Below are 23,100 nucleotides of genomic sequence, written 5' to 3' on the forward strand. Positions count from 1 at the left end.
GTGGGTTATTCCCAGTTGCCCAGGTCGGCGCTGTAGCCTTCGCCGCCGGGTTGGCCGTCCTGGCCGTAGAAGATCAGGTCAAACGCACCGTGCTCGCCAGGAAAGCGATAGCCAAAGGCATGGCCAAACGGGTCTTTGAGGTCCGACGGCTTGGCGTACGGCCCGGCCCAACCGGCGCTGTTGCCCGGTTTTTCAACCAGTTGCTGCAAGGTCTTGGGCGGTGAGCCGACATCCAGCCCGTAGCTTTCGATTTTCATCGAAAGGCTGGCCAGTTGCGCCTTGCCCGCGCCGTATTTGCCCTTGTCGACGTTACCGCCGACCTGGCGCACCACGATGGTCGCGACGATGCCCAGCAGTACGATCACGGCGAGCATTTCTAACAGGGTGAAACCGCTTTGGCGGCGTGCAGGTTTTGAGCGCATGGAGGTGGGTCCTTGAGGGTTCATATATTGCTGGTCAGGCTCATCAGCGGCAGCATGATCGCCAGCATGATCACCGCCACCAGCACCGCCATGACCACGGTCAGGGACGGCACCAGCGCAGCGAGCAGGCGGTCGATGCCGCGTTTGGCTTCAACGTCGAACACGTCGGCGACCTTGAGCAGCATGCTGTCCAATTCGCCGGCCTGTTCGCCGACTTCAATCATTTGCAAGGCCAGGTCCGGCAGCAGCGGCTGCGAGCCAAAGGCACTCGCCAGGGTGCCGCCGCCCTTGACCGACTCGGCGGCCTGGGCGACTTGCGCTTGCAGGGCGCGGTTGGTGCAGACCTGCCGGGCGATGACCAGGGCTTGCAGCAGGGCCACGCCATTGCTCAGCAAGGTGCCCAGGGTGCGCGCCAGTCGGGCGGCTTCGACCCGTTGCAACAGTGGGCCGATGAGGCGAATGCCCAACACGCGGCGATCGTATTTTTCGCGGCGCCGGGGGTCGCGCAGGCGAGCGGCCAGGGTCCAGATCGTCACGATCAACCCGGCCAACACCGCCAGGCCGTAGGCACCCAGGAATTGGCCGAGATTCAGGATCACCTCAGTGATCAACGGAATCGGCACGCCCAAGTCTTTGAAGATCGGCACGAACTGCGGCACCACATAGGCCAGCAACAGCGCCAGTGAACCCAGTACGCCGACCACCAGAAACGCCGGATAGATCAACGCATTGATCACCTCGCCCCTCAACAGTTGGCTGCGCTCCAGATAGTCGCTGAGCTGGCGCAGGGTGTTTTCCAGGGCGCCGCCGGCCTCGCCGGCACGCACCATGCTCAGGTACAGCGGCGAGAACTGGCTGCCCTCCTCTTCCAAGGCTTTGGACAAAGGCTGACCGGCTTTGACGCGCTCACGAATGCGCTCGATCAACGCGCGCGTCTGGGGCTGGCCGGGCTGTTTGAGCAGGATGCCCAGGGAGCGTTCCAACGGCTGTCCGGCGCCCAAAAGCGTGGCCAGTTGCTGGGTAAAACTGACCAACGCCGCACCGTTCAACTGGCCGCGCCCAAGGGCGTTGCGCAGCCCTTGAGCGCCGGCCACATCAATGTGCAATAACAACAAACCGCGCTTGTGCAGCGCGGCGACGGCGGCATCCTGGTCCTTGGCTTCCAGGGTGCCATTTTGCGGCGTGCCCTGGCTGTCGAGGGCGCGGTATTTGAACAGGCTCACGTGCCCTCCCCTCGGGTAACGCGCAGCACTTCTTCCAGGGACGTCACCCCAGCTACGGCTTGGCGCAGGCCTTCTTCATGCAAGGTGCGCAGGCCGCCGCGACGGGCAGCCTGTTCCAGGGTGGCGGCGTCGGCCTGACGCATCAGCAGGCTGCGCAGTTCATCGTTCATCACCAGCAATTCAGTGATTGCACTGCGGCCGTGGTAGCCGCCGCCGGGCGCGTCGGCGCGAGGGCGATAGAGCATGATCGGGCGCTGCTCGGTAAAACGATCCAGGCCATGTTCGGCGATCAATTCGGCCGGTGCTTCGAAGGCTTCTCGAGTGGCCGGATCAAGACGGCGCACCAGGCGTTGGGCGAGGATGCCGTTGACGGTCGAGGCGATCAGATAGCTCTCAACGCCCATGTCCAGCAAGCGCGTGATACTCGCCGCCGCGCTGTTGGTGTGCAGGGTCGACAGCACCAAATGGCCGGTCAACGAGGACTGGATGGCGATGCGGCAGGTTTCCAGGTCGCGGATCTCGCCGATCATGATCACGTCCGGGTCCTGACGCACGATGGAGCGCAGCGCGCCGGCAAAGTCGAGGCCGATGGCCGGTTTTACCTGGATCTGGTTGATGCCTTCGAGCTGGTACTCCACCGGGTCTTCCACGGTGATGATCTTGCGCTCGGCGGTATTGAGCCGCGACAGCGCGGTGTACAGCGTGGTGGTCTTGCCCGAGCCAGTCGGACCGGTGACCAGCAGGATGCCGTGGGGGCGTTCGAGCACTTCGAGGAAGGTTTCCAGGCGCTGGCCATCGAAGCCCAGGCTCTGAAAATCGAACTGCACAGTCTGGCGGTCGAGCAAACGCATGACCACCGACTCGCCAAAACTGGTGGGCACGGTGGACACACGCAAGTCCAGTTCCTTGCCCTGGATGCGCAGCATGATGCGCCCGTCCTGGGGCAGGCGGCGTTCGGCGATGTCCAGGCGCGCCATGATCTTTACCCGCGAAATCACCGCCGCCGATGAACTGGACGGCGGCGCCTCCGCCTCGTGCAGCACGCCGTCGATGCGGTAGCGCACCTTGAGCTGATTTTCGAAGGGTTCGATATGGATGTCCGAGGCGCGATGTTCCACCGCGCGCTGCAGGATCAGGTTGACCAGGCGAATCACCGGCGCTTCGGAGGCCATGTCCTTGAGGTGTTCGATGTCTTCGAGCGCGCCGCCCTGTTCGTCGAGGTTTTCGATCAGGGTACCCATCGCCGAGCGGCCCTGGCCGTAGTAGCGCTCGATCAGGGTATCGACTTCATTGCGCGGGCCCACCGCCAGCCACACCGGCACACCGCAGGCATAAGCCATGGCCTGGAACGGATAAACCAACGCCGGGTTGGCCGCCAGCACCCGCAACCCGCCCTGGCTCCAGCCCACGGGCACCACTTGGTGATGGCGCATAAAACGCTCGGTCAGGGCCGGTAACGGGTCGAGCAACGGCGGCGCTGCGTCCGCCAGCAACAGCGGTGCGCCAAGCAGGTCTGCCCAGGCGCGGGCCAACTCCACTTCGGAGACCAGTCCCAGGCGGGTGAGCAGGCCGAGTAATTCGGTGTCGTCAGACTCCTGGGACAGGCGCCGGGCGCGCTCCAGGTCAACGGTTTTCAAGCCGGCGTGCTGCATCAGCCACGCGCAGACCTGTTCGGTGTGCGGGATGTGCATCTGGCAGGCGTTGATGGGCGTTGAGGGACTTGGCATGAGTAGCTATCTGAGGGGCGATGTTCTAAAGGGCTACTGGGAACCCCTGTGGGAGTGGGCTTTCCCCTCCCGCAGGGGGCCGCGTTTCGCCGTTAGTTCGAGGTCTTCGGCGCGGCCTGGCTGCCATTCAACGGTCGGCCACCCTTGGTGGTTTCTGCCTTCTGCTTCTTGGCAGCCTTGGCATCGTGGGACTGGGTCAACACGGTGGAATCGGCGGCGCCGGACTTGGCATCCGCGTCGGTGGCTTCAGCCGCAATGGCCGCGCCGCTCAATGCAACGCCCAGCACAAAACCGGCACCCAGCAGGGACTTTTTCATAAACATTCTCCAGATAAAAAACTGCGAAACGCTCACGTGGCGCCTTGAATCGGTTCAAGACCCTACAGCAAAGCGTTGTGTATGACAGCGAGTATAAAACATGGCCTTTTAGAACTACCGAGCAACGCCACTAGTTCGCCATGCCACCATCTATTTTCTTAAACCAATCGACTGGTAGGTTTAGTCTTAGTTCAAAATCGTAATGAAATATTTCTTATTTCACGCAAAAATTAGCTTTCGTTTGACTTATAACCGCAAGAATTGCCTTAATTATCACGTTTTCGCGGTTCAAAATGCCATCTCGTGATATCGCCAAGACATCATCCACAACAATAATTAACACAATTATTAAACTTACAGAATCTGCAAAACCCGCCAAGTAATTGCAATTAGCCATCGGTTAAACATTGCGATCAAGGCGAACTATTGCCCACGAAAAAGTGACGAGCGTCACCCTATTTTTACTAAACAGTTGTCGGAGAAACCCCATGAATAAACGCAAGATGATCGGTGCGCAGTCGGCGTTTGCCCTGCTGGCGCTGGCCGTGTCCCAGGTGCACGCGGCCACCAGCCCTGCCTTGGACGAAGGCCGGGTGAACCGTGCAGAAAAGGCCGCGGACAAAACCCTGGCGAAGATGACCATGGAAGAAAAACTCGCCTACATCGGCGGCACCGGTGGCTGGGACGTCAAGCCGCTGACCCAATACGGCATCCCACAGATCCACGGTGCCGACGGCGGCGTCGGTGTGCGCTACACCAGTGAAGGCAACGCCCAGGGCGTGGTCTACCCTTCCGGACCGAACCTGGCCGCCAGTTGGAACCCGCGCCGCGCCATCGACCTGGGTCGTGCACTGGGCTACGACACCGCCAGCGGCGGTTATCAGTTCGTCACCGGCCCCGGCGTGAACCTGTACCGCATGCCCTACAGTGGCCGTGCGTTCGAGTATCTGTCCGGTGAAGACCCATTCCTCGGCGCCAGCCTGGGGCCGGCAGTGATCAACGGTATCCAGTCCCGTGGCGTGTGGGCCAACGCCAAGCATTTCGCGGCCAACGACCAGGAAAGCAATCGCTTCCACCTCGACGAAATCATCAGCGAGCGTGTGCTGCGCGAGATGACCCTGCCGCCCTTCGAGTCCGCCTCGAAGAACAGCAAGGTGGCGATGATGATGTGTGCGTTCCAGAAAGTGAACGGCGAGTTCGCCTGCCAGAACAAACACCTGATGCGCGACATCCTGAAGACCGAATGGGGCTACCCAGGCTTCGTGCAGAGTGACTACAACGCGGTGGTCAACGGCTTGCCGGCGGCGCAGGCCGGCACCGACCTGGACATGATGGGCTACCAGATGAACAGCACGGTGCTCAAGCCGTTTCTGGACAGCGGCGAGCTGAGCAGCGCGACCATCGATGACAAGGTGCGGCGCATCCTCAAGCAGATCTACCTGTACAAGTTCGACAGCAAAGCGCCGTTGACCAGCCACAACATGAACAGCGCCACCAGCAACCGCGTGGCCCTGAACGCGGCGCGCGAAGGCATCGTGTTGCTGAAAAACCAGAACAACCTGCTGCCTCTGGATGCCAAGAAGGTCAAGACCATCGCGGTGGTCGGCAACCTGGCCAAATACGCCCCGCCCACCGGTTTCGGCAGCGCGAATGTGATGGCGGCCAACTACATCAGCGAGCTGAGCGGCCTGCAGCAATTGGCGCCGGGTGCCAAGGTCGAGTTTATCGACGGCCTGTCCCTGGACCCGACGGCCTCCAACTGGACTCACACGGACAGCGACGGCAACAGTGTCAAAGGCGTGAAGACTGAGTTCTTCAACAACACCAACTGGTCCGGCGACCCGGCGGCCAGCCGCACCGATCGCCATGTCGACCTGGACTGGTCCACCGACACCCTGCCGGTGAACGGCGATACGGCGGCCACTTCGATTCGCTACAGCGGCCAGATCACCCCGACCGTCAGCGGCGAGCAGGTGTTCAAGATTCGCGCCGACGGTGCCGTGCGTCTCTACGTCAACGGTAAGAAAGTGCTGGATAACGGCGACGGCAAGCCGCTGCCCAACAACAGCATCCCACCGACCATTCCGGTATTCGCCAAGGTCAATCTGGAGGCTGGCAAAGCCGTCGACATCAAGCTGGAATACTCGCGCCGCAACGGCTACCTCTCGACCATGGGCGGTTTGGTGGGCGTGCAGATGAGCTGGGCCTCGCTGGTGGCGCCACAGGACCTGGCCAAGTACGACGCCGTGCTGGTGGCTGCGGGCAACAGCAATGAATACGAAGGTGAAGGCTTTGACCACAGCTTCGACCTGCCGGAGTTCCAGGGCCAACTGATCCAGAGCATCGCCAAGGTCAACCCCAATACTGTCGTCACCCTGCACGGCGGCACCGGGTTGAAAATGAGCGACTGGATCGACCAGGTACCGGCCGCATTGCATGCGTTCTACCCTGGGCAGAACGGCGGCCAGGCATTGGCGGAGATCCTGCTGGGCAAGGTCAACCCGTCGGCCAAGTTGCCAATCAGCATCGAGCGCAACATCGAAGACAACCCGATCTACGCGACCTTCCCCAAGTTCGACAACCAGGAAACCCTGGCTGAGATGAGCTACAAGGACGACCTGTTCCTGGGCTATCGCGGTTACGAGAAAAAAGGCATCAAGCCGCTCTACCCGTTCGGCTATGGCTTGTCGTACACCACCTTCGGCTACAGCAACATCAGCGTGACGCCAGGGGTTGCAGTTGCAGGGGCGCCGATCAAGGTGTCGTTCGACCTGGCCAACACCGGTAAGGTGGCGGGCGCCGAAGTCGCCGAGCTGTACGTGGGCCAGAGCAATCCGAAAGTCGAGCGGGCGCTCAAGGAACTCAAGGGCTACAAGAAAGTGTTCTTGAAGCCGGGCGAGAGCAAGCGCGTGACCATCGAGCTTAACGATCGCTCGCTGGCCTACTACGACGTCAAGAGCAAGCAATGGGTGGTGGACGCCGACAGCTTCAACTTGTCGGTGGGCGCGTCGTCTCAGGACATTCGCCTGAACGCCAAGCTGGTCAACCCGTTCCGCCAGGAACTGTCGACGACCACCAGCAACCCGTTGCCGCGTTCAGCGCTCAATTCGACGTTGCGTGAGCTGCCACAGGTGAAGACTGGCGGTGTGCTGCATCAGAATGAAGGCGACAGCGGCACCAGTGAAGGTGATGGCTATGACATGAGCGATGACAGCAGCCAGGGCAGTGCTGCCGGTAACTGATCCCGACTCGGTCTAATGTGGGATGGGCAAGCCCCCTCCCACATTTTTGACTGTGTTTGACTCAGGTTCGAATGGCCGCTTCAACCCGCGCAATGTAGGCGTCGAAGCGCGCCACCAGATCCACCTGCTCGGGAAACCGCAACCACTGGATCTGCAGGCCATCCATCATGGCCAGAATCTCCTCCACCAGCCCGGCGATGTCGACGTCGCCGCGCACCTCCCCCGCCGCCACCAGGTCGGCAAACTGTCCTTGCATGCGTTGGTGAATCGCCGCGTAGCGCGCCTGGAACCACGCCCAGGCCGGCTGGGTATCCAACAGACTTTCGGCATTCAAGATGGTAAACGCGCGCACCACGCCAGGCGCCGTGGCATTTGAACGATTGATTGCGCGCAGGCTGCCGAGCAAACCATTGAGGGTTTTCTCCGCACGCACTTCATCGGCAATCCGCTGATTGACCTCATCACGCCGCTGCAACACGCCCATCAACAGCGAGATCTTGCTCGGAAAATGGTGCAGCAACCCGGCCACGGAAATCCCTACGATCCCCGCCACCTGCGCCATCGAGGCACCGCTGTAGCCTTCCAGGGAAAACACTTGCAAGGCCGCATCCAGCAGCTCTTCGCGGCGTTTTTCACCTTTGGGTGCGCGGCGGGTTTTCGGCGGCGACTCGGTCATGGAAAAGTCCTGGAGGAAGAGGCTTGCACCGTATCCAAAATGCCACCGCGCCGCAAATAAACCTCGGGCGAGCGCCGGGGCTGCAATGGAACGCTCTGGGCAATCCATGCCAATCAATGCTCGGACTTGTCCCAGATAACCCGAGTAAGACGCCATGATCGCTTCAAGACTATTCACGCCTCCGCTGCCCGCGCCACCCCCCTCGCCCGCCGAGGACGGCGACAGCATTCAACCGACCGAACGCCTCTCCCGAAGTCGCCGCGATGTGGGTGAGCCCGATAAATACTGGCCGCAGCACAGCACCCTCAAAATCGCCATGTATGACTACGAGATGGACGACCCTTATGTGCAGGCGGTCAAGCAGGCCGCCAGCGAGTGGCTGCCCCATATCAACCTCAAATTCGAATTCGTCAGCGGGGAAGAAGGCGATGTTCGCATCTCGGGGGTGCCGATTCATCAAGGTTCCGGGGTCTCAATGGTCGGTACCGATGCACAAAAAGTATCCCCCGGAATGCCGACCATGAACCTGCCGATAGACTACTCGTCGACTTCATTCGCCCACACCGTGTTGCACGAATTCGGCCACATGCTCGGCGCCCGGCATGCCCATCAGCATCCTGACGCGAATATCCCGTGGGACCTGGCCAAACTTGACCGGCATATACCCCATCACTACCAGCAAGCCAACTTGCTGCCCCTGCCGCGCAGCGCTGCCTATGATTTTCTGCCGTATGACGAAGACTCAGCCATGCACTACGCGATCAACCCCGCGTTGACGACGAGTAATACCTTCCACTCAAGAAACTCGATACTCAGCCCAGGCGATATCGCCTGGGCAAACAAGGCCTACCCGAAGGTAGCTCGTCGGACCGGCACATAAGCATACGAGCCCGCGTGAGTAGCGCCCGGTTGTGTCAGGCACTCTCACGCGCGATCAACTGACATTGCAAGAAATTCAGCCGCTGGACGTCATCCGCAACCGGTAAGACCCCCAGGCTTTCCAGGACCCGCGTCGCCGCCAGCACACCAATCTCAAGCGCCGGCGGTTTGATGGTGCTCAGGCTCGGCAGCAGCATTTCTGCAAACGGGTAATCACCGAACCCGAGCACCGCGCACTTCAATCCGGAACGCTGCCCGGCCAGCAGGCCACCGGCGGCCAGGTTGTCATTGGCGAAGAAGATCGCCTCCGGTGGGGTGGCGTGGCTCATCAGCGCCTCCATGGCCTGCTTGCCCGCCTCGAACGGTGCGCGGCCGGCGTCCGGGACGAACACCTGGGGCTGCACGCCCAGTTCGACCAGGGTTGCCGCAAATCCTTCCCCACGCTCATGGGCGCTGAAGTCACCCGCCACGCTGTTCTGCACGAAGGCCATGCGCCGATAGCCCTTGCCATGCAGGTAACGCGCGGCGCTGACGCCGACCTGGTAGTGGGAAAAGCCGATCTGCACCGGTGCGCGCTCGGGCACGTAGTCCCAGGTTTCCACCACCGGAATGTCCGCGTCGGCAATCATCTTTTCAGTCGCCGCACTGTGGAAGCGACTGGTCAGCACCAGCGCCGCTGGCGACCAACCCAGAAACGCCCGCACCGCGCTTTCTTCTTGCTCAGCGCTGAAGTAACTCGACGCCAGCAACAGTTGGTAGCCATGGCGACTGAGGGTATCGCTGAAACCCTGAATGGTATTGGCAAAAATCGGTCCGGAAATGTTCGGGATCACCATCGCCACGATCCGCCCACGCGCCGACGCCAATCCGCCGGCCACCAGGTTGGGCACGTAACCCAGCTCGGCGACTACTTGGGCAATGCGTTCGCGGCGTTCTGGGGACACCTGTTCCGGCTGGTTGAAATAACGCGACACGGTAATAGCCGACACGCCAGCCTGGCGCGCCACGGTATTCAAGGTGACACGCCCGGCGCCACGGCGCTTGCGCGGTTTTTCTTCGCTCACGGGAGGATCCTGTTAACAACCAAAAAGAATATGAGACTAATTTTTAAGTATTTGACGCTCTAAAGCAGAGCTAACAATAATGCCGATGTTAGCGCTAACAAAGCGCGCTGTCTGCTACTCGCTCAAGCGAATGTCCAAGACAGTTTCACAGGCGCTGACGGTCGTAGAACCGCAGCGGACCAGGGCATTTTTTTGAGCGGGCACAACATGCACAAACACACTCACTTGTTATTCCTCGCCGGTTTGACCGCACTTCCGGCAGGCGCCGCCATTGCCGCCGACGAGCCGCAAGCCACCCTCGAAGCGGTGACCGTCACCGCCACCCGCCGCGAAGAATCCCTGCAGAAAGTCCCGGTGGCGGTCTCGGTACTCGATGGCGAGCAACTGGAGCGCGACAACCGCAACGGCGTGGCGAGCATCGCGCAACAGGTGCCGTCGCTGAACTTCCGTACCGGCGCATCGAACAAGGACACCTCATTATTCGTACGCGGCGTGGGTACCATCTCCACCTCCCCCGGCGTGGAGCCGACCGTGGCCACGGTGATCGACGGCGTGGTCTATGCGCGCCCCGGCCAGGCCACCCTCGACCTGCTGGACCTGGAACGCATCGAAGTGCTGCGCGGCCCCCAAGGCACGCTGTTCGGCAAGAACGCCTCGGCCGGTGTGCTCAACATCACCAGCAAGGCCCCCACCGCCGAGACCCACGGCTACATCGACCAGTCGTACTACAGCGGCAATGAAAGCCGGACCCGTTTCGGCATCGGCGGCAGCCTGGTGCCGGACGTGCTCAAAGGCTCGGTCAGCACGCTGTTTGGCAGCTATGACGGCAACGTCGACAACCAGCACAACGGTCAGGAGGTCAACGGTTACAACCACAAAGGCATTCGCGGCAAGTTGGAATTCACCCCCAACGACGACGTGACGCTGACGCTGATCGCCGACTACATGCAGTCTCACGACGATGCACCGAATGGTGTGGTCAGTAAGTCATTGACCCCGGCATTCAGCAACGCCTTGAGCCCGGTGCGGGCCTCCAGCGACAACCGCGACATCAACACCGATACGCGCAGCCATGTCGAGGACACCAACAAAGGTTTGTCCGCCCAGTTGGACTGGAACCTGGGCGACTACACCCTGACCTCAATCACCGCCTGGCGCGGCTGGGACAACACCCAATACCAGGATGGCGACCGCCTCGGCAGCGTGACCGCCGCGTTTCCCGGCACTGCCGACAAGGGTGAGCTGGCCTTCGACCAGTACTCTCAAGAGTTGCGCCTGGCCTCGCCCAAGGGTGAATTCCTGGAATACGTCGGCGGCCTGTTCTACATGCATGGCAAGGACGAAGAGACTTACCAGCGCACGCTCACCACCACCACGCGCACCGACCGCGGCGTCGCCGACTACAGCACCACCAGCGACAGCTACGCGGTGTTCGGCGAGACCACGCTCAACTTCACCTCGCGCTTTCGCGGGATCGCGGGCCTGCGCTACACCCATGACGACTTGAAATACGATCACCGCCGCGTATCCACCTCGGCCACCACCGTCAGTGGGATTCAACCGGCCACGTCCAGCTCGGGTTCAGTGGACGAAGATGGCTGGTCCGGGCGCCTCGGCGTGCAGTACGACCTGACCGATAACATCACCAGCTACCTGACCTACTCGCGCGGCTACAAAGGCCCGGCCTACAACGTGTTCTTCAACATGCAGCCGCGCGATACCGATGCGCTCAAGCCGGAAACCTCCAACACCTGGGAAGCCGGGATCAAGGCCACTGCCTGGAACAACCGACTGACCACCAACCTGGCGGTTTTCCACAGCGACTACGACAACTACCAGGCCAACTTTTTCGACTCGGTCGCCGGCCAAGTGGTGACCCGCCTGATCAACGCCGGCAGCGTCAGCACCGAAGGCGTCGAACTCGATTACGCCTTGCAGGCCACCCAGCAACTCAAGCTCTCCGGCGCCCTGGCCTACACCCGTGCACGCATCGACGAATTCGCCTGCCCGGCGGGCGCGGCGGCCACCTGCAACGTCAACGGCAAGCCGCTGCCCTACAGCCCGGACTGGAAGAGTTACGTACGCGCCGACTACACCATCCCACTGGATAACGGCCTGGATATCGAATTGGGCACCGACTACAGCTGGCAGAGCGAAGTGCAGTACGACATCAGCCAAAACCTCGACACCAAACAAGGCGCCTACGGCATCTGGAACGCCAGCGTGGCCCTGGCGGACTACAGCAATGGCTGGCGCGTGGCGCTGCTGGCCAAAAACCTCGCCGACAAGTCCTACTCGCCATTGCTGGCCAGTGGCGGCAACTACATCTACCGCGCCGTACCTCGTGACGATGAACGTTACTTCGGCGTGCAACTGCGCAAGGATTTCTAACATGAGCCGTCAGCTGAAACTCGGCGCCTTTCTCATGGCCACCGGGCACCATGTGGCCGCGTGGCGCCATCCGGACGTACCGGCAAATGCCGGGCTGGATTTCGCCCAGTACAAACACTTGGCGCGGGTGGCCGAAGCGGCCAGGTTCGATGCACTGTTCGTAGCCGACAGCATTGCCGCGCCCACGGGCGAGATCGCCAGCCATATGGCGCGATCGGATCATTTCGAGCCGCTGACCCTGCTCTCGGCGTTGAGTGCGGTGACGGAGCATATCGGCCTGATTGCCACGGCGACCACCACCTACAACGAGCCCTACCATGTGGCGCGCAAATTCGCCTCGCTGGATCACCTGTCGGGGGGGCGGGCGGGTTGGAACCTGGTGACGTCGGACGCTGCTGCAGAGGCGCAAAATTTCGGCCGCGATGAACACGTGGGCCATGCCGAGCGCTACAGCCGCGCCCGCGAGTTTCATAAGGTGGTGACGGGCCTTTGGGACAGCTGGGAAGACGACGCCTTCGTGCGCGACAAAGCCAGCGGCACCTACTACGAGCCGACGAAGCGGCATGTGCTCGATCATGTGGGCGAACACTTCCGGGTCAAAGGCCCGCTGAACGTGGCGCGCTCGCCTCAAGGCCAGCCGGTGATCGTGCAGGCGGGTTCTTCGGAAACGGGCCGCGATTTGGCGGCACAGACCGCAGAGGTGGTGTTTACCGCACAGACTTCGCTGGCCAATGCCCAGGCATTTTATGCTGATCTCAAAGGGCGCCTGGACGGGTATGGACGTCAGCCGGATTCGCTGAAAATCATGCCCGGCGTGTTTGTGGTGGTCGGGCACACCGAGGCCGAGGCCCAGGCAAAATTCGAGGCATTCCAGGATCTCGTGGAGCCCGAAGTCGGCGTTGCCTTGCTGGGGCGCATGCTGGGCAATTTCGACCTGTCAGGGTACCCACTGGATGGGCCGTTGCCGGAGCTGCCATTGACCGACAGCGGGCAACGGAGCCGTCAGCAATTGCTCAGTGATTTGGCTCATCGCGAACAGTTGACCCTGGGACAGCTGGGGCAGCGCATCGCCGGTGGTCGCGGGCATTACAGTCTGATCGGCACGCCCGCGCAGATTGCCGATGAGCTGCAAAACTGGTTCGAAAACGGCGCGGCGGATGGTTTCAATATCCTGGTGCCTCATCTGCCCGGTGGGCTGGAGGATTTCGCCCAGTGGGTGGTGCCTGAACTGCAACGGCGTGGCCTGTTGCGCACCGAATACACCGGCACGACCTTGCGGGAAAACCTCGGTTTGGCGCGCCCGGAAAATCGCTTCAAGGAGACTCCGGCATGAAGATCCCGACACTGTTGTTGGCCTTACTGATGACCCAAACCGCGTGGGCGGCCGAGCCGGACACCCTGCGCATCGGCTACCAGAAAGGCTCCATTGCCCTGGTCCTGGCCAAGGAACATGGCCTGTTGGAAAAACGCTTCCCGCAGACGGATGTGAAGTGGATCGAATTCCCCGCCGGCCCGCAGATGCTTGAAGCGCTCAACGTGGGCGCACTGGATGTGGGCTCCACCGGCGACATCCCGCCGCTGTTCGCCCAGGCGGCGGGCGCCGACTTGGTGTATATCGGCGCCGAGCCGCCCAAGCCCAGCGCCGAAACCATTCTGGTGCGCAATGACAGCCCACTGCATTCGGTGGCGGATTTGAAAGGCAAGAAAGTCGCCTTCCAGAAAGGCTCCAGCTCCCACAACCTGATCCTGCGCGCGCTGAACAAAGCGGGCCTTAGCTACAAGGACATCCAGCCGGTGTACCTGCCGCCCGCCGATGCCCGCGCGGCGTTCGAACAAGGCAGCGTGGATGCCTGGGCGATCTGGGAGCCCTACTCGTCCCTCGCCTTGAGCCAGAGCCCCAGCCATGTGCTGGCCAATGGTGAAGGCTTGGGGTTGTCGGGACCGGTGTACACCGCGCGGCGTGAATATGCCCAGGCCAACGGTGGATTTATCCATGATCTGCTGGGTGAGTTGACCAACGCCGAAGCACTGACCCGCAGCCAGCGTGAGGACAGTGTGAAGGTACTGACAGCCTTCATGGGCCTGCCCGGTGACGTGATCGCCCGCTATATGGATAACCGCCCGCCATCGCCGATTTTGCCGATTGATGAGGGGATCATTCAGGCGCAGCAAGCGACGGCGGATTTGTTTTTCCAGAACCGGTTGTTGCCCAAGGCGATTGAGGTGAAGCAGGCCGTGTGGAAATCCGAAGTCCACTGAAATCCAAATGTGGGAGGGGGTTTGCTCCCGATGGCGGTGTGTCAGTCATTTGATGTTTTGACTGTTGCACCGCTATCGGGAGCAAGCCCCCTCCCACAGTTGAGTGGATTCCAGTCCGGTAATGTGTTGATCGTGAATGCGTAAAGATAAAGCTAAGTAACTGCCCCCCTGAAGATCAAAATGTGAGAGGGGGCTTGCTCCCGATGGCGGTGTGTCAGTCACTTGATGTTTTGACTGTTGCACCGCTATCGGGAGCAAGCCCCCTCCCACATTTTTAACGCGTCAGGCTTGAGTGCGGGTGCTTTTTTCGACGACGCACATCGGGGTACCAGAAACCGGCTCATTGATGATCTGCACCTGCACCTCAAAGACCTCCCGCATCAACTGCGCACTGATCACCTGGCCCGGCGCGCCATCGGCGACCAGATGACCGCCGTGCATCACCGCCAAATGATCGGCATAGCGGCACGCCTGGTTGATGTCGTGGAGCACGGTGATCACGGTCTTGCCTTCGGCGGCCAGTTCGCACATCAAGTCCATGAGTTCGACCTGATGACTGATGTCGAGATAGGTCGTCGGTTCATCCAGCAATACCACCGGCGCGTTCTGCGCCAGCACCATTGCCAGCCACGCGCGTTGGCGTTGGCCACCGGACAGATCCGCCAGGGCGCGGTCGGCCAGGTTGTCCAGTTCCAGGCGCTGCAGGGCCTGGTTTACCTGGGATTGATCGCTGCCGCTGAGGCGTCCCCACAGTGAGTTGTGAGGACTGCGGCCGTAGGCAACCAACTGGCGCACGCTGACGCCTTCCGGCACCGGCAATACCTGGGGCAGAAACGCGATCTGCCGTGCCAGCTGGCGGGCGGACAAGGCGCTGTAAGGCTGGCCGTCGAGCGTCAGTTCACCCTGCGTAGGTTTGAGAATGCGCGCAAAGGCCTTGAGCAACGTGGACTTGCCGCAGCCGTTGGGCCCGATCAGCGCGGTGACTTTTCCCACCGGTGGCACAAACGAAAGCCCCTGCACGATGCGTGTGCCGCCGTAGCCGATATCAAGCTCGCGGGCCTGGAGAATACTCATGTCATCAACCCTTGAACCGTGCCAGCAACCAAAGAAAATACGGTGCGCCAATCACCGCCGTCAGCACCCCGGCGGGGATTTCGCTGGGCGCGATCAACGTGCGCCCGAGGGTGTCGGCCAGCACCAGCAACAGCGCGCCGACCAGCATCGCCGCCGGCAGCAGGTACTGGTGATGCCCGCCCACCAGCCGCCGCGCCATGTGCGGCGCCACCAGACCGATAAACCCAATCGGCCCGATCACGCCTACGCCCAGGCTGGTGAGCAGCACCGCGCACGCCATCGCCAGCCAGCGCGTGCGACTCAATGCGGTCCCCAGGCTGTGGGCCGCTTCATCACCGAGGGCGATCAGGTTCAGCGGTTTGGCCAGGCATAGCCCCAACGGGATCAGCAGCAGGAACGGCAACACCAGCGCCACATGGTGCCAGTTGCGGCTCCACAGGCTGCCGGTGAGCGCGAGCAGCGCGGTGTTGATATCCAGCGGATGGGACAGGATCAGAAACTCGGTGACGCTGGACAAGGTCACCGCAATCGCCACCCCGGACAGCGCGAAGCGCACACCGGAAAAACTCACGCCGGTGTTGTACAACGCCAGCAGCAAAGCGCCGCTGGCACCGCCAAGGCAGGCCACCAACGGCAGCCAGGCAATCGGCAGGTGCGGCCAACTGATGATCGCCACGGTCAGCGCCAACCCCGCGCCTTGGGTCACGCCGAGGATTTCCGGCGAGGCCAGCGGGTTGCGGATCACGCCTTGCACGATCGCACCGGCCAGGCCGAAGGCTGCGCCTGCGAGGATGGCGATCAGGCTGCGCGGCAGGCGGTGGTTCCATACTTCAAAGTCGAGGGCGTCATGGGCCAGCAGGCGATCGAAGACGGTCGCGGGCTTGAGCCACAACGTGCCGGCGCTGAGGCTGACGAAGGTCGCCAGCAGCAACAGGCCGAGCAGCAACCACAGGCGAAAACGTGGGCGGGTCATAGGGCGCGCCTGGCAAGAAACAGAAAGAACGGTGCGCCGATCAGCGCCGTGACTACACCGGCCGGGGTTTCCACCGGAAAGGCCACGGCGCGGCTGAGCAGGTCGGCGCCGAGCACGATCACCGCGCCCAGCGCCGCACTCAGCGGGATCAGCCAGCGGTAATCATTGCCGAGAAACTGGCGCAGGATATTCGGCGCAATCAAGCCGACAAAACCAATCGGCCCCACCGCGCAGACACTGGCGCCCACCAGCAACAGGCTGGCAATGAACACCTGCAAGCGCAGGCTGGCGATGCCCACGCCCAACGAGCGGGCGGCGTCTTCGCCAAGGTTGATCAGGTTCAGGCGTGGCGCACACCACAGCGCCCACAGGCCACCGATCAAGGTGCACGGCCACAGCAGTTGCACTTGGGCAGCGCCCACATTGGCGAGGGAGCCGGCCAGCCAGTTCAATACGCTTTGCGCCTGAGCCTCCACCAGAATCACCGTGAGCCGGGTCAAGGCAGCGCACAACGCCGCCACCGCCACGCCGGCCAATACCAAGCGACCTTGGGCCGTGGTCGGCGACCAGGCGCCACCGAGGCTGAACACCGTGACCCAGGCCAACGCGCCACCGATGCAGGTCATCAGCAAGGCGCCACCGGCAAACGGCGGTGCAACCAATCCTGTCGAAAACAACGCCAGCCCCAACGCCGCTCCCGCCGTCACGCCAAATAACGACGGCGAGGCCAGGCGGTTACGGGTGATGCCTTGCATCAGTGCCCCGGCCAGGCCCAGGCAAGCACCCACCAGCGCCGCACACACCGCACGCGGCACCCGCAATTGGGCAACGATATAGGCCATATTGCCGCCGACAGCGCCTTGATGAACCAAGCCATTCCAGGCATCTGTCGCAGTCAGGGTGAACGGTGACCAGCTGTACAACGACAACCAGAACAGCACGGCGCCGAGCAGCACAATGCCCGCCGCCGCGAGACTACGCGCCATGTTTATTGGCTCAGTACGGCGTTGCCGCCCTTGAGAATCGCCAAGGCGTCTTCGGCGATCTGCTCCGAAGCGAGCACGCCACGGTTGCGCGCCCAGCTGTCGCCATCCACTTCGGCCACGTGCTTGTTACGCACGGCACCGAGCACTTGCCAGAGTGGCTGCTTGCTCCACGTGTCGACGATGCTCGGGCGACGGTAATGGCCGACCAGCAACCAACCGGGGTCCAGGGCCAGCAGTTGTTCCAGGCTGACGAATTCGGTGGGGGCGGCATTGGCGCGCACCGAAGGCACTTTCAGGCCGATGGCTTGGAGCACGCTGCCAGCGTACGAATCCGGGCCGTGCACCGAAAAGCTGTCTTCGCGGGCGACACCGAAGAGCACGCTGGCACCGGCGGGAATCTGTTGGGCAATTTTTGTCAGGTTCGCGCGGTTCTGGGCGATGCGCGCTTCCATCTGCGGGCTTTTGCCCAAGGCCTTACCGATCAGCTCGGCGGACTTGAGGCTGCCCTCATAGTCCTCACCGCGCGAAGGCAGCAACAAGGTTGGCGCGATGCTGGCCAAGTCGCTGTACAGCGCTTGATGGCGATTGAGGTCGGCGACGATCAAGTCCGGCTTGAGCCGGGCGATTTCCTCGATACTCGGCTGCGAACGCAGGCCCACTGACGTCCACTGGCCGATGGCCTGGCGCACACGGGGCAAGACGCGGTTGGCGTCGCCATCATCCGCTGCACCGACGGGGGTCACGTCAACGGCAGCAAGGCTATCGAGAAAGGAGAACTCCAGCACCACCACACGCTTGGGCGCATCGGGCAGATGCACAGCGTGCTGGCCGTCGTTGAGATCGATGGGGGCAGCACTTAACAGGCTTGAAGAGAACGCCAGCAGGCAGGCAGCAAGGATGGGGATGGAGCGCAACAGTTGCATGAAGGGACCTCGGCGTTAAAACACCCCGGCTGGACCGGCTGGGGAAAACGGCGGGTACTATTCCATATCAGCGCGGCGTGATCAAAAAACATTCTCATTTGTGGGAGGGGACTTGCCCCTCCCCCATTTGATCGGCGTCTAGAAGTCGACGGTGGCAGAGAGCAGATAGGTGCGCGGTGTCGACAGGGTCAGCCCCGGCTCGCTGTCATCCGACGCACCCGCCGAGCTCCAATAGCGTTTATCGGCGACGTTCTCCATATTTGCCCGCAGGGTGATGTGCTTGTCGTCGACCTTGAACCCATACCGGGCACCCACGTCGATACGGTTCCAGGCGTCGATTTCCTTGACGTTGGACTGGTCCAGGTACTGCGAGCTGGAGTGGATGCCACGGCTGGTCAGGGTCAGGCCTTCGAGCATCGGCACATCCCATTCGGCGCCAACGTTGACGTTGTACTTGGGCGTGGCCGGCGCGCGGTTGCCGTCGTAGGTGCCATTGGTGGTGTCCTTGAGTTTGCTGTCGATGTACATCACGCCGCCGAGCAGGCGCACACCCTTTAGCGGCTCGCCGAACACACTCAGTTCCGCACCGGAGTTTTCGCGCTTGCCGTTAGGCCCGAACAGCCTCGACGTGGCGTTGGTCTCGTAGGCCGGTTGCTTGATGCGGAACACGGCGGCCGTCACGCCGAAGGCACCGGCGTCGTACTTGGCGCCCACTTCCACCTGGCGACTGACAAACGGCGGGAAGATCTCGTCTTCGTTGCGCGACGTGGACGGCGCGATCTTGCCTTGGCTCAAGCCTTCCATGTAGTTGGCGTACAGCGACAGTTTGTCGGTGGCCTTGAACAGCAAGCCACCGGATGGCGAGAGTTTTTCTTCGTCGTAGTTGGTTTTGCCTTTGACCCCATCGCTCCAGTCATCGACTTTCACCCGCTGCCAGCGCGCGCCAAGGGTCAGCAACAAGCGGTCTTCGAAGAAGCCCAGGGTGTCAGACAGGGCCACGCCGCTGAAACGGTTTTCGGTGTAGACCTTCGCATCCTGGCGCGTGGCCGTAGACGGCGTCGGGGTTTGCACAGGGTTGTAGAGATTGCTCGTGCCTTCTGGATAACGCGCGCCACCGTTGGTGAAGTCCATGTAGAAGTCGCTGAGTGCCAGGTTGACCTCATGGCTCACCGGCCCGGTATGGAACCAGTTGCGTACACCCGCCGTGGCCGTTCGCACGTTTTCATCACGGGTGAAATCCCGGGGCTGCACGCGGAAGTCACCGGCCGCATTGCTCACCGACACCGCATGGCGCAGGAACTCGTGATTACTTTTACGCGCGCCTACACCGCCGTAGAGCATCACCGAATCGCTCAGGTCATATTCGGCATTCACAGTGCCGAAGGTGTCCTTGGTGCGGGCCTTGCTCCAGGATTGCGCGTAATTGCGGCGCACATCGTTGGCGCTCGGTACCGGCGCGGCGGCCGCTACCTGCACACGTTCCTGGGGCGCATCGGTATCCCGTTCGGTGCGGCCAATATCGGTGGACAACCGCAGGCGCTCGCCCCGGAAATCCAGGCCCAGCACGGCCATCTCGCGGTCGACACTCTGGTGATCCCATTCGGTGTCGCCGGACTGCTTCACGCCGTTGAAACGCAGGCCGAACTTGTTGTCCTCGCCAAAGCGCCGGCCCACGTCCACCGCGCCACCGGCTTGGCTTTCCGAGGCCCAGGTGCCGGTAAACGAGGTGATGTCCTTGTCGGTGGCGCGCTTAGGCACCACGTTGATGCCGCCGCCCACACTGCCACGCGGCGAGATGCCGTTGATCAGTTGGGTCGGGCCTTTGAAGATGTCGACGCGGTCGGCCATTTCCATGTCGATGGTGTAGGTCGGCAATACGCCATAGAGGCCGTTGTACGACACATCACTGTTGAACAGGCTGAAGCCACGAATGGTGAACTGCTCATAACGCCCACCGGCCGGGTTGGTGGCGCGTACCGAGGGGTCGCTGTTGATCAGGTCGCCGAGGGTGCGCGCCTGCTGATTCTTCACCGCATCGGCGGTGTAGGTGGTCATGCTGAACGGTGTTTCCATGAAGTCCCGCGTGCCTAGCAAACCTTGGGAACCACGGCGCGCCACTTGGCCACCGGCGTAAGTATCGCCGTCGTACAGGCCGGTGGTGCCGAGGATAGAGGTCGGCGCCAGTTCCAGGGTGCTGCCGTCCGGCGCTGGCACCAGCATATAGGCCTGCTCGCCCATGGGTTGCAGTTGCAGGCCAGAGCCTTGCAGCAAGCGCGCGAAGCCCTCCTCCACGCCGTATTCGCCGGATAAACAACTGCTGCTGCGCCCGCTGACCAGCGCGGGGTCCACTGACAGGTTGACGCCCGACAACCCGGCAAAACGGGTCAACGCTGCGCTCAGGCTGCCGGCAGGCACCTGATAGCTGCGACGCGCGGCGGCGTCTTCGGCAAAGCTTGTAGGCACAAACAATGGGCTGGCGCTGAGGCTCAGCATCAGGCTCAGTTTGAGCAACGGGCGCAAACGCAAGGGTAGGACTGCGGACATTGGAGGAAGCTCTCGATTTTGTTCACTTGCCTGGAATGACAGGCGAGGTGAAAAAAGGGGACAGGCTTCGAGAGTTATTTTTTAGCCAATGGGCACTTCCAGCCCTACCTTGACGCGATCCAGCGCCACCAATGTCTTGAACCACTTCACGTTGGGGTTCTCGGCGAACAGCCGGGCGGCGAGATCCTGGTATTCCTGCATGCTGGCAACGTTCAGCACCAGCACGAAATCCGCTTCGCCGGTGACGTAATAACACTGCTGCACCTGGGGCACGGAGAAGCTGGCCTTGGTCATCGACAGCGCGTCGATGCTGGTACGTTCGACGGAAACCTCGGCAATGATGGTGATCGGCTTGCCGGCCTTCACCGGGTCCACCAGGGCCACATTCGCGATGATCACTCCACCCTCTTCCAAGCGCTTGATGCGGCGTTGCACGGCGGCGGTGGAGAGGTTGACCTTCTCGGCGAGAGTACGCAGGGGCAAGGCGTTGTCGCGCTGCACCAGGGCCAGGATGGACCAGTCGAAGCCGTCCAGGTCCAGCGTGTAAGAAGCGGGTTTGGCCATTCGGTGCGTGCTCGACGGGGTGAGAAATTTTATCGAAAACAGCCTCGATTCAGAGACCAATGACGACCAGGGCCTCAATACTATCCCAACTCCTTCAGCATGCAGAAATGGAGCGTCTCATGGGGTTTTTGATTCACCTGTCGCCGGTGTTTCCGGTGATGTCGAAGGGTTCCGTCGCCCCGCAGCGGCCGGGCATGCTGCGCCTTACCACACCGCGATATGGGAATCCGCACGTGGTTCGGTGCCGCCACACAACACGCCGCTGACCGGGTCACGCAGGATAATCTGCCCGCGCCCGTAATCGGTCAGGTCGCTGTCGGTCTGCACGGTATGACCACGCCGCGCCAGTGCATTGACCAGGCCCCGCGAGGCGCCGTGTTCGATGCCAACCTTCATGTCACCCAGCCATTGCCAGCGCGGCGCATCCAGCGCGGCCTGGGGGTTGAGGCCGAAGTCCACCAGGTTCATCACCATCTGCACATGACCCTGGGGCTGCATATACCCCCCCATCACGCCGAACGGGCCGAGTGCCTGGCCGTCCTGGGTGAGGAAGCCGGGGATGATGGTGTGAAAGGTCTTCTTGCCCGGTGCCAGGTGGTTGGCATGGGCCGGGTCGAGGCTGAATTCCTGCCCACGGTTCTGCAGCGCAATGCCGCTGTCGGGCAACACAACGCCGGAGCCGAAGCCGTGATAGTTGCTCTGGATAAACGAGACCATATTGCCTTCGGCGTCCGCCGTGGCCAGGTACACCGTGCCGCTGGCGTGGGGGTCGCCGGGTTTGGGCGGCTGCGCCTGCTCGCTGATCTGGTCACGGCGGCGGCGGCTGTAGTCGTCGCTGAGCAGGTCGGCCACCGCCACGCGCATGTGCGCGGGGTCGGTGATGTAGTGCAGCCCATCGCTGTAGGCAAGTTTCATCGCCTCCAGTTGGCGATGCCAGGTCTGCTGGCTGTCGCGGTGATCGAAGGTGAAGCCTTCGAGGATTTTCAGCGCCATCAACGCCACCAGGCCCTGGCCGCTGGGCGGAATTTCCCAGACATCCACGCCACGGTAGTTGATATGGATCGGCTCCACCCACTGCGCGCGGTAATCCTTGAGGTCGCTGGCGCGCAGGTAGCCTCCACTGGCGCGCGAGTGGGCGTCAAGGCGCTCGGCCAGCGCGCCGCGATAGAGGCTTTCGCAGCAGGTAGCGGCCAGTTCTTCCAGGGTGCAGGCCTGGGCCGTGTTACGGAAGATCTCACCGGCGCGTGGCGCGCGACCGTCGATCAGGAAGGTATCGAACCACGCGTCCAGCACTTCGTCACGGTGCGGGCTGAATTCGTTCATGGAGATCTGCCATTGATGGGCGACCACCGGCGACAGCGCAAAGCCTTCCCGCGCCAAGGAAATCGCCGGTTGCAGCAACTCGGCGAACGGCAACTTGCCGAAGCGTTGCGACAACTCAGCCCACGCCGACGGGCAACCCGGTACCGTGACTGGGGTCCAGCCATACAGGGGCATCTGTTCATGCCCGGCGGCCTTGACCGCCTCAATACTCAAGGCCGCCGGCGCGTGGCCGTTGCCGTTCAGGCCGTGCAACTGGCCCTTGCACCAGACCAGGGCAAACGCATCGCCGCCCAGGCCGCAACCGGTGGGCTCTACCACCGTCAGGGCGGCGGCCGTAGCGATGGCGGCATCGATGGCGTTGCCGCCTTTTTGCATGATTTCGATACCGGCCTGAGCGGCCAGGGGTTGCGACGCGGCGACCATGCCGCGACGGGCAAACACGCTCTGGCGTTGCGACGGATAGGGGTACTCGTGAGGAGAAAATTTCAACATGGCAAACGCTCTTCAAAAAGG

Annotated in this window: 18 protein-coding genes; 5 read left to right on the top strand and 13 right to left on the bottom strand. The window is 62.2% G+C overall.

Annotated features, from left to right (window positions below):
* Positions 1 to 5 precede the first annotated feature (5 nt).
* The 4 genes from gspG to ACEN2T_RS21255 all read right to left on the bottom strand — a co-directional run bounded on the left by gspG (position 6) and on the right by ACEN2T_RS21255 (position 3,689).
* On the bottom strand, positions 6 to 422 hold the full coding sequence (gspG, locus tag ACEN2T_RS21240) for a type II secretion system major pseudopilin GspG (RefSeq protein ID WP_095185610.1): 417 nt from the start codon (positions 420 to 422) through the stop codon (positions 6 to 8).
* Between the two features lie 20 nt (positions 423 to 442).
* A complete protein-coding gene (gene gspF, locus ACEN2T_RS21245) occupies positions 443 to 1,645 on the bottom strand; it encodes a type II secretion system inner membrane protein GspF (RefSeq protein WP_122680549.1) in 1,203 nt (400 codons plus the stop codon).
* Complete coding sequence (gspE, locus tag ACEN2T_RS21250; protein WP_032887234.1) at positions 1,642 to 3,336, bottom strand: type II secretion system ATPase GspE; 1,695 nt, start codon at positions 3,334 to 3,336, stop codon at positions 1,642 to 1,644. The genes gspF and gspE overlap by 4 nt, the downstream gene beginning before the upstream one ends.
* Before the next feature lie 128 nt (positions 3,337 to 3,464).
* Positions 3,465 to 3,689 carry a hypothetical protein gene (locus ACEN2T_RS21255; RefSeq protein ID WP_032887233.1) on the bottom strand — a complete coding sequence of 75 codons (225 nt, stop codon included), beginning with the start codon at positions 3,687 to 3,689 and terminating at the stop codon, positions 3,465 to 3,467.
* Positions 3,690 to 4,177: 488 nt separating this feature from the next.
* Between ACEN2T_RS21255 and ACEN2T_RS21260 the strand changes: the two genes are divergently transcribed.
* The gene (locus tag ACEN2T_RS21260) at positions 4,178 to 6,931 is read left to right on the top strand and encodes a glycoside hydrolase family 3 C-terminal domain-containing protein (protein ID WP_442117484.1); all 2,754 of its coding nucleotides are present in this window, start codon (positions 4,178 to 4,180) and stop codon (positions 6,929 to 6,931) included.
* Positions 6,932 to 6,992: 61 nt separating this feature from the next.
* On the opposite strand, the gene ACEN2T_RS21265 is transcribed toward ACEN2T_RS21260, so the two are convergent.
* The gene (locus ACEN2T_RS21265) at positions 6,993 to 7,607 is read right to left on the bottom strand and encodes a TetR/AcrR family transcriptional regulator (protein ID WP_032887231.1); all 615 of its coding nucleotides are present in this window, start codon (positions 7,605 to 7,607) and stop codon (positions 6,993 to 6,995) included.
* Between the two features lie 154 nt (positions 7,608 to 7,761).
* Between ACEN2T_RS21265 and ACEN2T_RS21270 the strand changes: the two genes are divergently transcribed.
* The gene (locus tag ACEN2T_RS21270) at positions 7,762 to 8,487 is read left to right on the top strand and encodes a M12 family metallopeptidase (protein WP_442117485.1); all 726 of its coding nucleotides are present in this window, start codon (positions 7,762 to 7,764) and stop codon (positions 8,485 to 8,487) included.
* A 34-nt stretch (positions 8,488 to 8,521) separates the two neighbouring features.
* Here ACEN2T_RS21270 and ACEN2T_RS21275 read toward each other — a convergent pair whose 3' ends face one another.
* Positions 8,522 to 9,550, bottom strand: coding sequence for a LacI family DNA-binding transcriptional regulator (locus ACEN2T_RS21275; protein WP_032887230.1), 1,029 nt, complete (start codon positions 9,548 to 9,550; stop codon positions 8,522 to 8,524).
* A 207-nt stretch (positions 9,551 to 9,757) separates the two neighbouring features.
* Between ACEN2T_RS21275 and ACEN2T_RS21280 the strand changes: the two genes are divergently transcribed.
* The 3 genes from ACEN2T_RS21280 to ACEN2T_RS21290 are packed head-to-tail and all read left to right on the top strand — an operon-like array spanning position 9,758 to position 14,200.
* The gene (locus ACEN2T_RS21280; RefSeq protein ID WP_442117486.1) at positions 9,758 to 11,941 is read left to right on the top strand and encodes a TonB-dependent receptor; all 2,184 of its coding nucleotides are present in this window, start codon (positions 9,758 to 9,760) and stop codon (positions 11,939 to 11,941) included.
* Position 11,942: 1 nt separating this feature from the next.
* The gene (locus ACEN2T_RS21285; protein ID WP_442117487.1) at positions 11,943 to 13,274 is read left to right on the top strand and encodes an LLM class flavin-dependent oxidoreductase; all 1,332 of its coding nucleotides are present in this window, start codon (positions 11,943 to 11,945) and stop codon (positions 13,272 to 13,274) included.
* On the top strand, positions 13,271 to 14,200 hold the full coding sequence (locus ACEN2T_RS21290) for a sulfonate ABC transporter substrate-binding protein (protein ID WP_442117488.1): 930 nt from the start codon (positions 13,271 to 13,273) through the stop codon (positions 14,198 to 14,200). Before ACEN2T_RS21285 ends, ACEN2T_RS21290 begins: the two co-directional genes overlap by 4 nt.
* A 282-nt stretch (positions 14,201 to 14,482) precedes the next feature.
* Here ACEN2T_RS21290 and fecE read toward each other — a convergent pair whose 3' ends face one another.
* The 7 genes from fecE to ACEN2T_RS21325 all read right to left on the bottom strand — a co-directional run bounded on the left by fecE (position 14,483) and on the right by ACEN2T_RS21325 (position 23,079).
* Positions 14,483 to 15,274 (bottom strand): Fe(3+) dicitrate ABC transporter ATP-binding protein FecE, encoded by a 792-nt coding sequence (gene fecE / locus ACEN2T_RS21295; RefSeq protein ID WP_099602692.1) that lies wholly within the window; start codon positions 15,272 to 15,274, stop codon positions 14,483 to 14,485.
* 4 nt (positions 15,275 to 15,278) lie between these two features.
* Positions 15,279 to 16,247, bottom strand: coding sequence for an iron chelate uptake ABC transporter family permease subunit (locus ACEN2T_RS21300; RefSeq protein WP_442117489.1), 969 nt, complete (start codon positions 16,245 to 16,247; stop codon positions 15,279 to 15,281).
* Positions 16,244 to 17,233: an iron-dicitrate ABC transporter permease FecC gene (gene fecC / locus ACEN2T_RS21305; RefSeq protein WP_032886919.1), complete on the bottom strand. Its 990-nt coding sequence runs from the start codon at positions 17,231 to 17,233 to the stop codon at positions 16,244 to 16,246. The genes ACEN2T_RS21300 and fecC overlap by 4 nt, the downstream gene beginning before the upstream one ends.
* 2 nt (positions 17,234 to 17,235) lie before the next feature.
* A complete protein-coding gene (locus ACEN2T_RS21310) occupies positions 17,236 to 18,156 on the bottom strand; it encodes a Fe(3+) dicitrate ABC transporter substrate-binding protein (RefSeq protein WP_032886920.1) in 921 nt (306 codons plus the stop codon).
* A 138-nt stretch (positions 18,157 to 18,294) separates the two neighbouring features.
* On the bottom strand, positions 18,295 to 20,700 hold the full coding sequence (locus tag ACEN2T_RS21315; RefSeq protein WP_442117490.1) for a TonB-dependent siderophore receptor: 2,406 nt from the start codon (positions 20,698 to 20,700) through the stop codon (positions 18,295 to 18,297).
* 81 nt (positions 20,701 to 20,781) lie between these two features.
* Positions 20,782 to 21,264 carry an Lrp/AsnC family transcriptional regulator gene (locus ACEN2T_RS21320; protein WP_442117491.1) on the bottom strand — a complete coding sequence of 161 codons (483 nt, stop codon included), beginning with the start codon at positions 21,262 to 21,264 and terminating at the stop codon, positions 20,782 to 20,784.
* A gap of 204 nt (positions 21,265 to 21,468) precedes the next feature.
* Entirely contained in the window at positions 21,469 to 23,079 is a 1,611-nt protein-coding gene (locus ACEN2T_RS21325) for a gamma-glutamyltransferase family protein (RefSeq protein ID WP_442117492.1), read from the bottom strand.
* Positions 23,080 to 23,100: the final 21 nt, after the last annotated feature.

Origin of the sequence: Pseudomonas sp. W22_MBD1_FP4, from assembly GCF_052113765.1 — a bacterium.
Classification (GTDB): Bacteria; Pseudomonadota; Gammaproteobacteria; order Pseudomonadales; family Pseudomonadaceae; genus Aquipseudomonas; species Aquipseudomonas sivasensis.

What these genes read in the sequence shown, in the direction of transcription:
- ACEN2T_RS21290 (WP_442117488.1), top strand. Translation starts at nt 13,271, where the DNA reads ATGAAGATCCCGACACTGTTGTTGGCCTTACTGATGACCCAAACCGCG.
- fecC (WP_032886919.1), bottom strand. Translation starts at nt 17,233, where the DNA reads ATGGCGCGTAGTCTCGCGGCGGCGGGCATTGTGCTGCTCGGCGCCGTG.
- ACEN2T_RS21255 (WP_032887233.1), bottom strand. Translation starts at nt 3,689, where the DNA reads ATGAAAAAGTCCCTGCTGGGTGCCGGTTTTGTGCTGGGCGTTGCATTG.
- ACEN2T_RS21265 (WP_032887231.1), bottom strand. Translation starts at nt 7,607, where the DNA reads ATGACCGAGTCGCCGCCGAAAACCCGCCGCGCACCCAAAGGTGAAAAA.
- gspE (WP_032887234.1), bottom strand. Translation starts at nt 3,336, where the DNA reads ATGCACATCCCGCACACCGAACAGGTCTGCGCGTGGCTGATGCAGCAC.
- ACEN2T_RS21315 (WP_442117490.1), bottom strand. Translation starts at nt 20,700, where the DNA reads ATGTCCGCAGTCCTACCCTTGCGTTTGCGCCCGTTGCTCAAACTGAGC.
- ACEN2T_RS21325 (WP_442117492.1), bottom strand. Translation starts at nt 23,079, where the DNA reads ATGTTGAAATTTTCTCCTCACGAGTACCCCTATCCGTCGCAACGCCAG.
- ACEN2T_RS21285 (WP_442117487.1), top strand. Translation starts at nt 11,943, where the DNA reads ATGAGCCGTCAGCTGAAACTCGGCGCCTTTCTCATGGCCACCGGGCAC.
- ACEN2T_RS21310 (WP_032886920.1), bottom strand. Translation starts at nt 18,156, where the DNA reads ATGCAACTGTTGCGCTCCATCCCCATCCTTGCTGCCTGCCTGCTGGCG.
- ACEN2T_RS21260 (WP_442117484.1), top strand. Translation starts at nt 4,178, where the DNA reads ATGAATAAACGCAAGATGATCGGTGCGCAGTCGGCGTTTGCCCTGCTG.
- ACEN2T_RS21300 (WP_442117489.1), bottom strand. Translation starts at nt 16,247, where the DNA reads ATGACCCGCCCACGTTTTCGCCTGTGGTTGCTGCTCGGCCTGTTGCTG.
- gspG (WP_095185610.1), bottom strand. Translation starts at nt 422, where the DNA reads ATGCGCTCAAAACCTGCACGCCGCCAAAGCGGTTTCACCCTGTTAGAA.
- ACEN2T_RS21270 (WP_442117485.1), top strand. Translation starts at nt 7,762, where the DNA reads ATGATCGCTTCAAGACTATTCACGCCTCCGCTGCCCGCGCCACCCCCC.
- fecE (WP_099602692.1), bottom strand. Translation starts at nt 15,274, where the DNA reads ATGAGTATTCTCCAGGCCCGCGAGCTTGATATCGGCTACGGCGGCACA.
- ACEN2T_RS21320 (WP_442117491.1), bottom strand. Translation starts at nt 21,264, where the DNA reads ATGGCCAAACCCGCTTCTTACACGCTGGACCTGGACGGCTTCGACTGG.
- ACEN2T_RS21280 (WP_442117486.1), top strand. Translation starts at nt 9,758, where the DNA reads ATGCACAAACACACTCACTTGTTATTCCTCGCCGGTTTGACCGCACTT.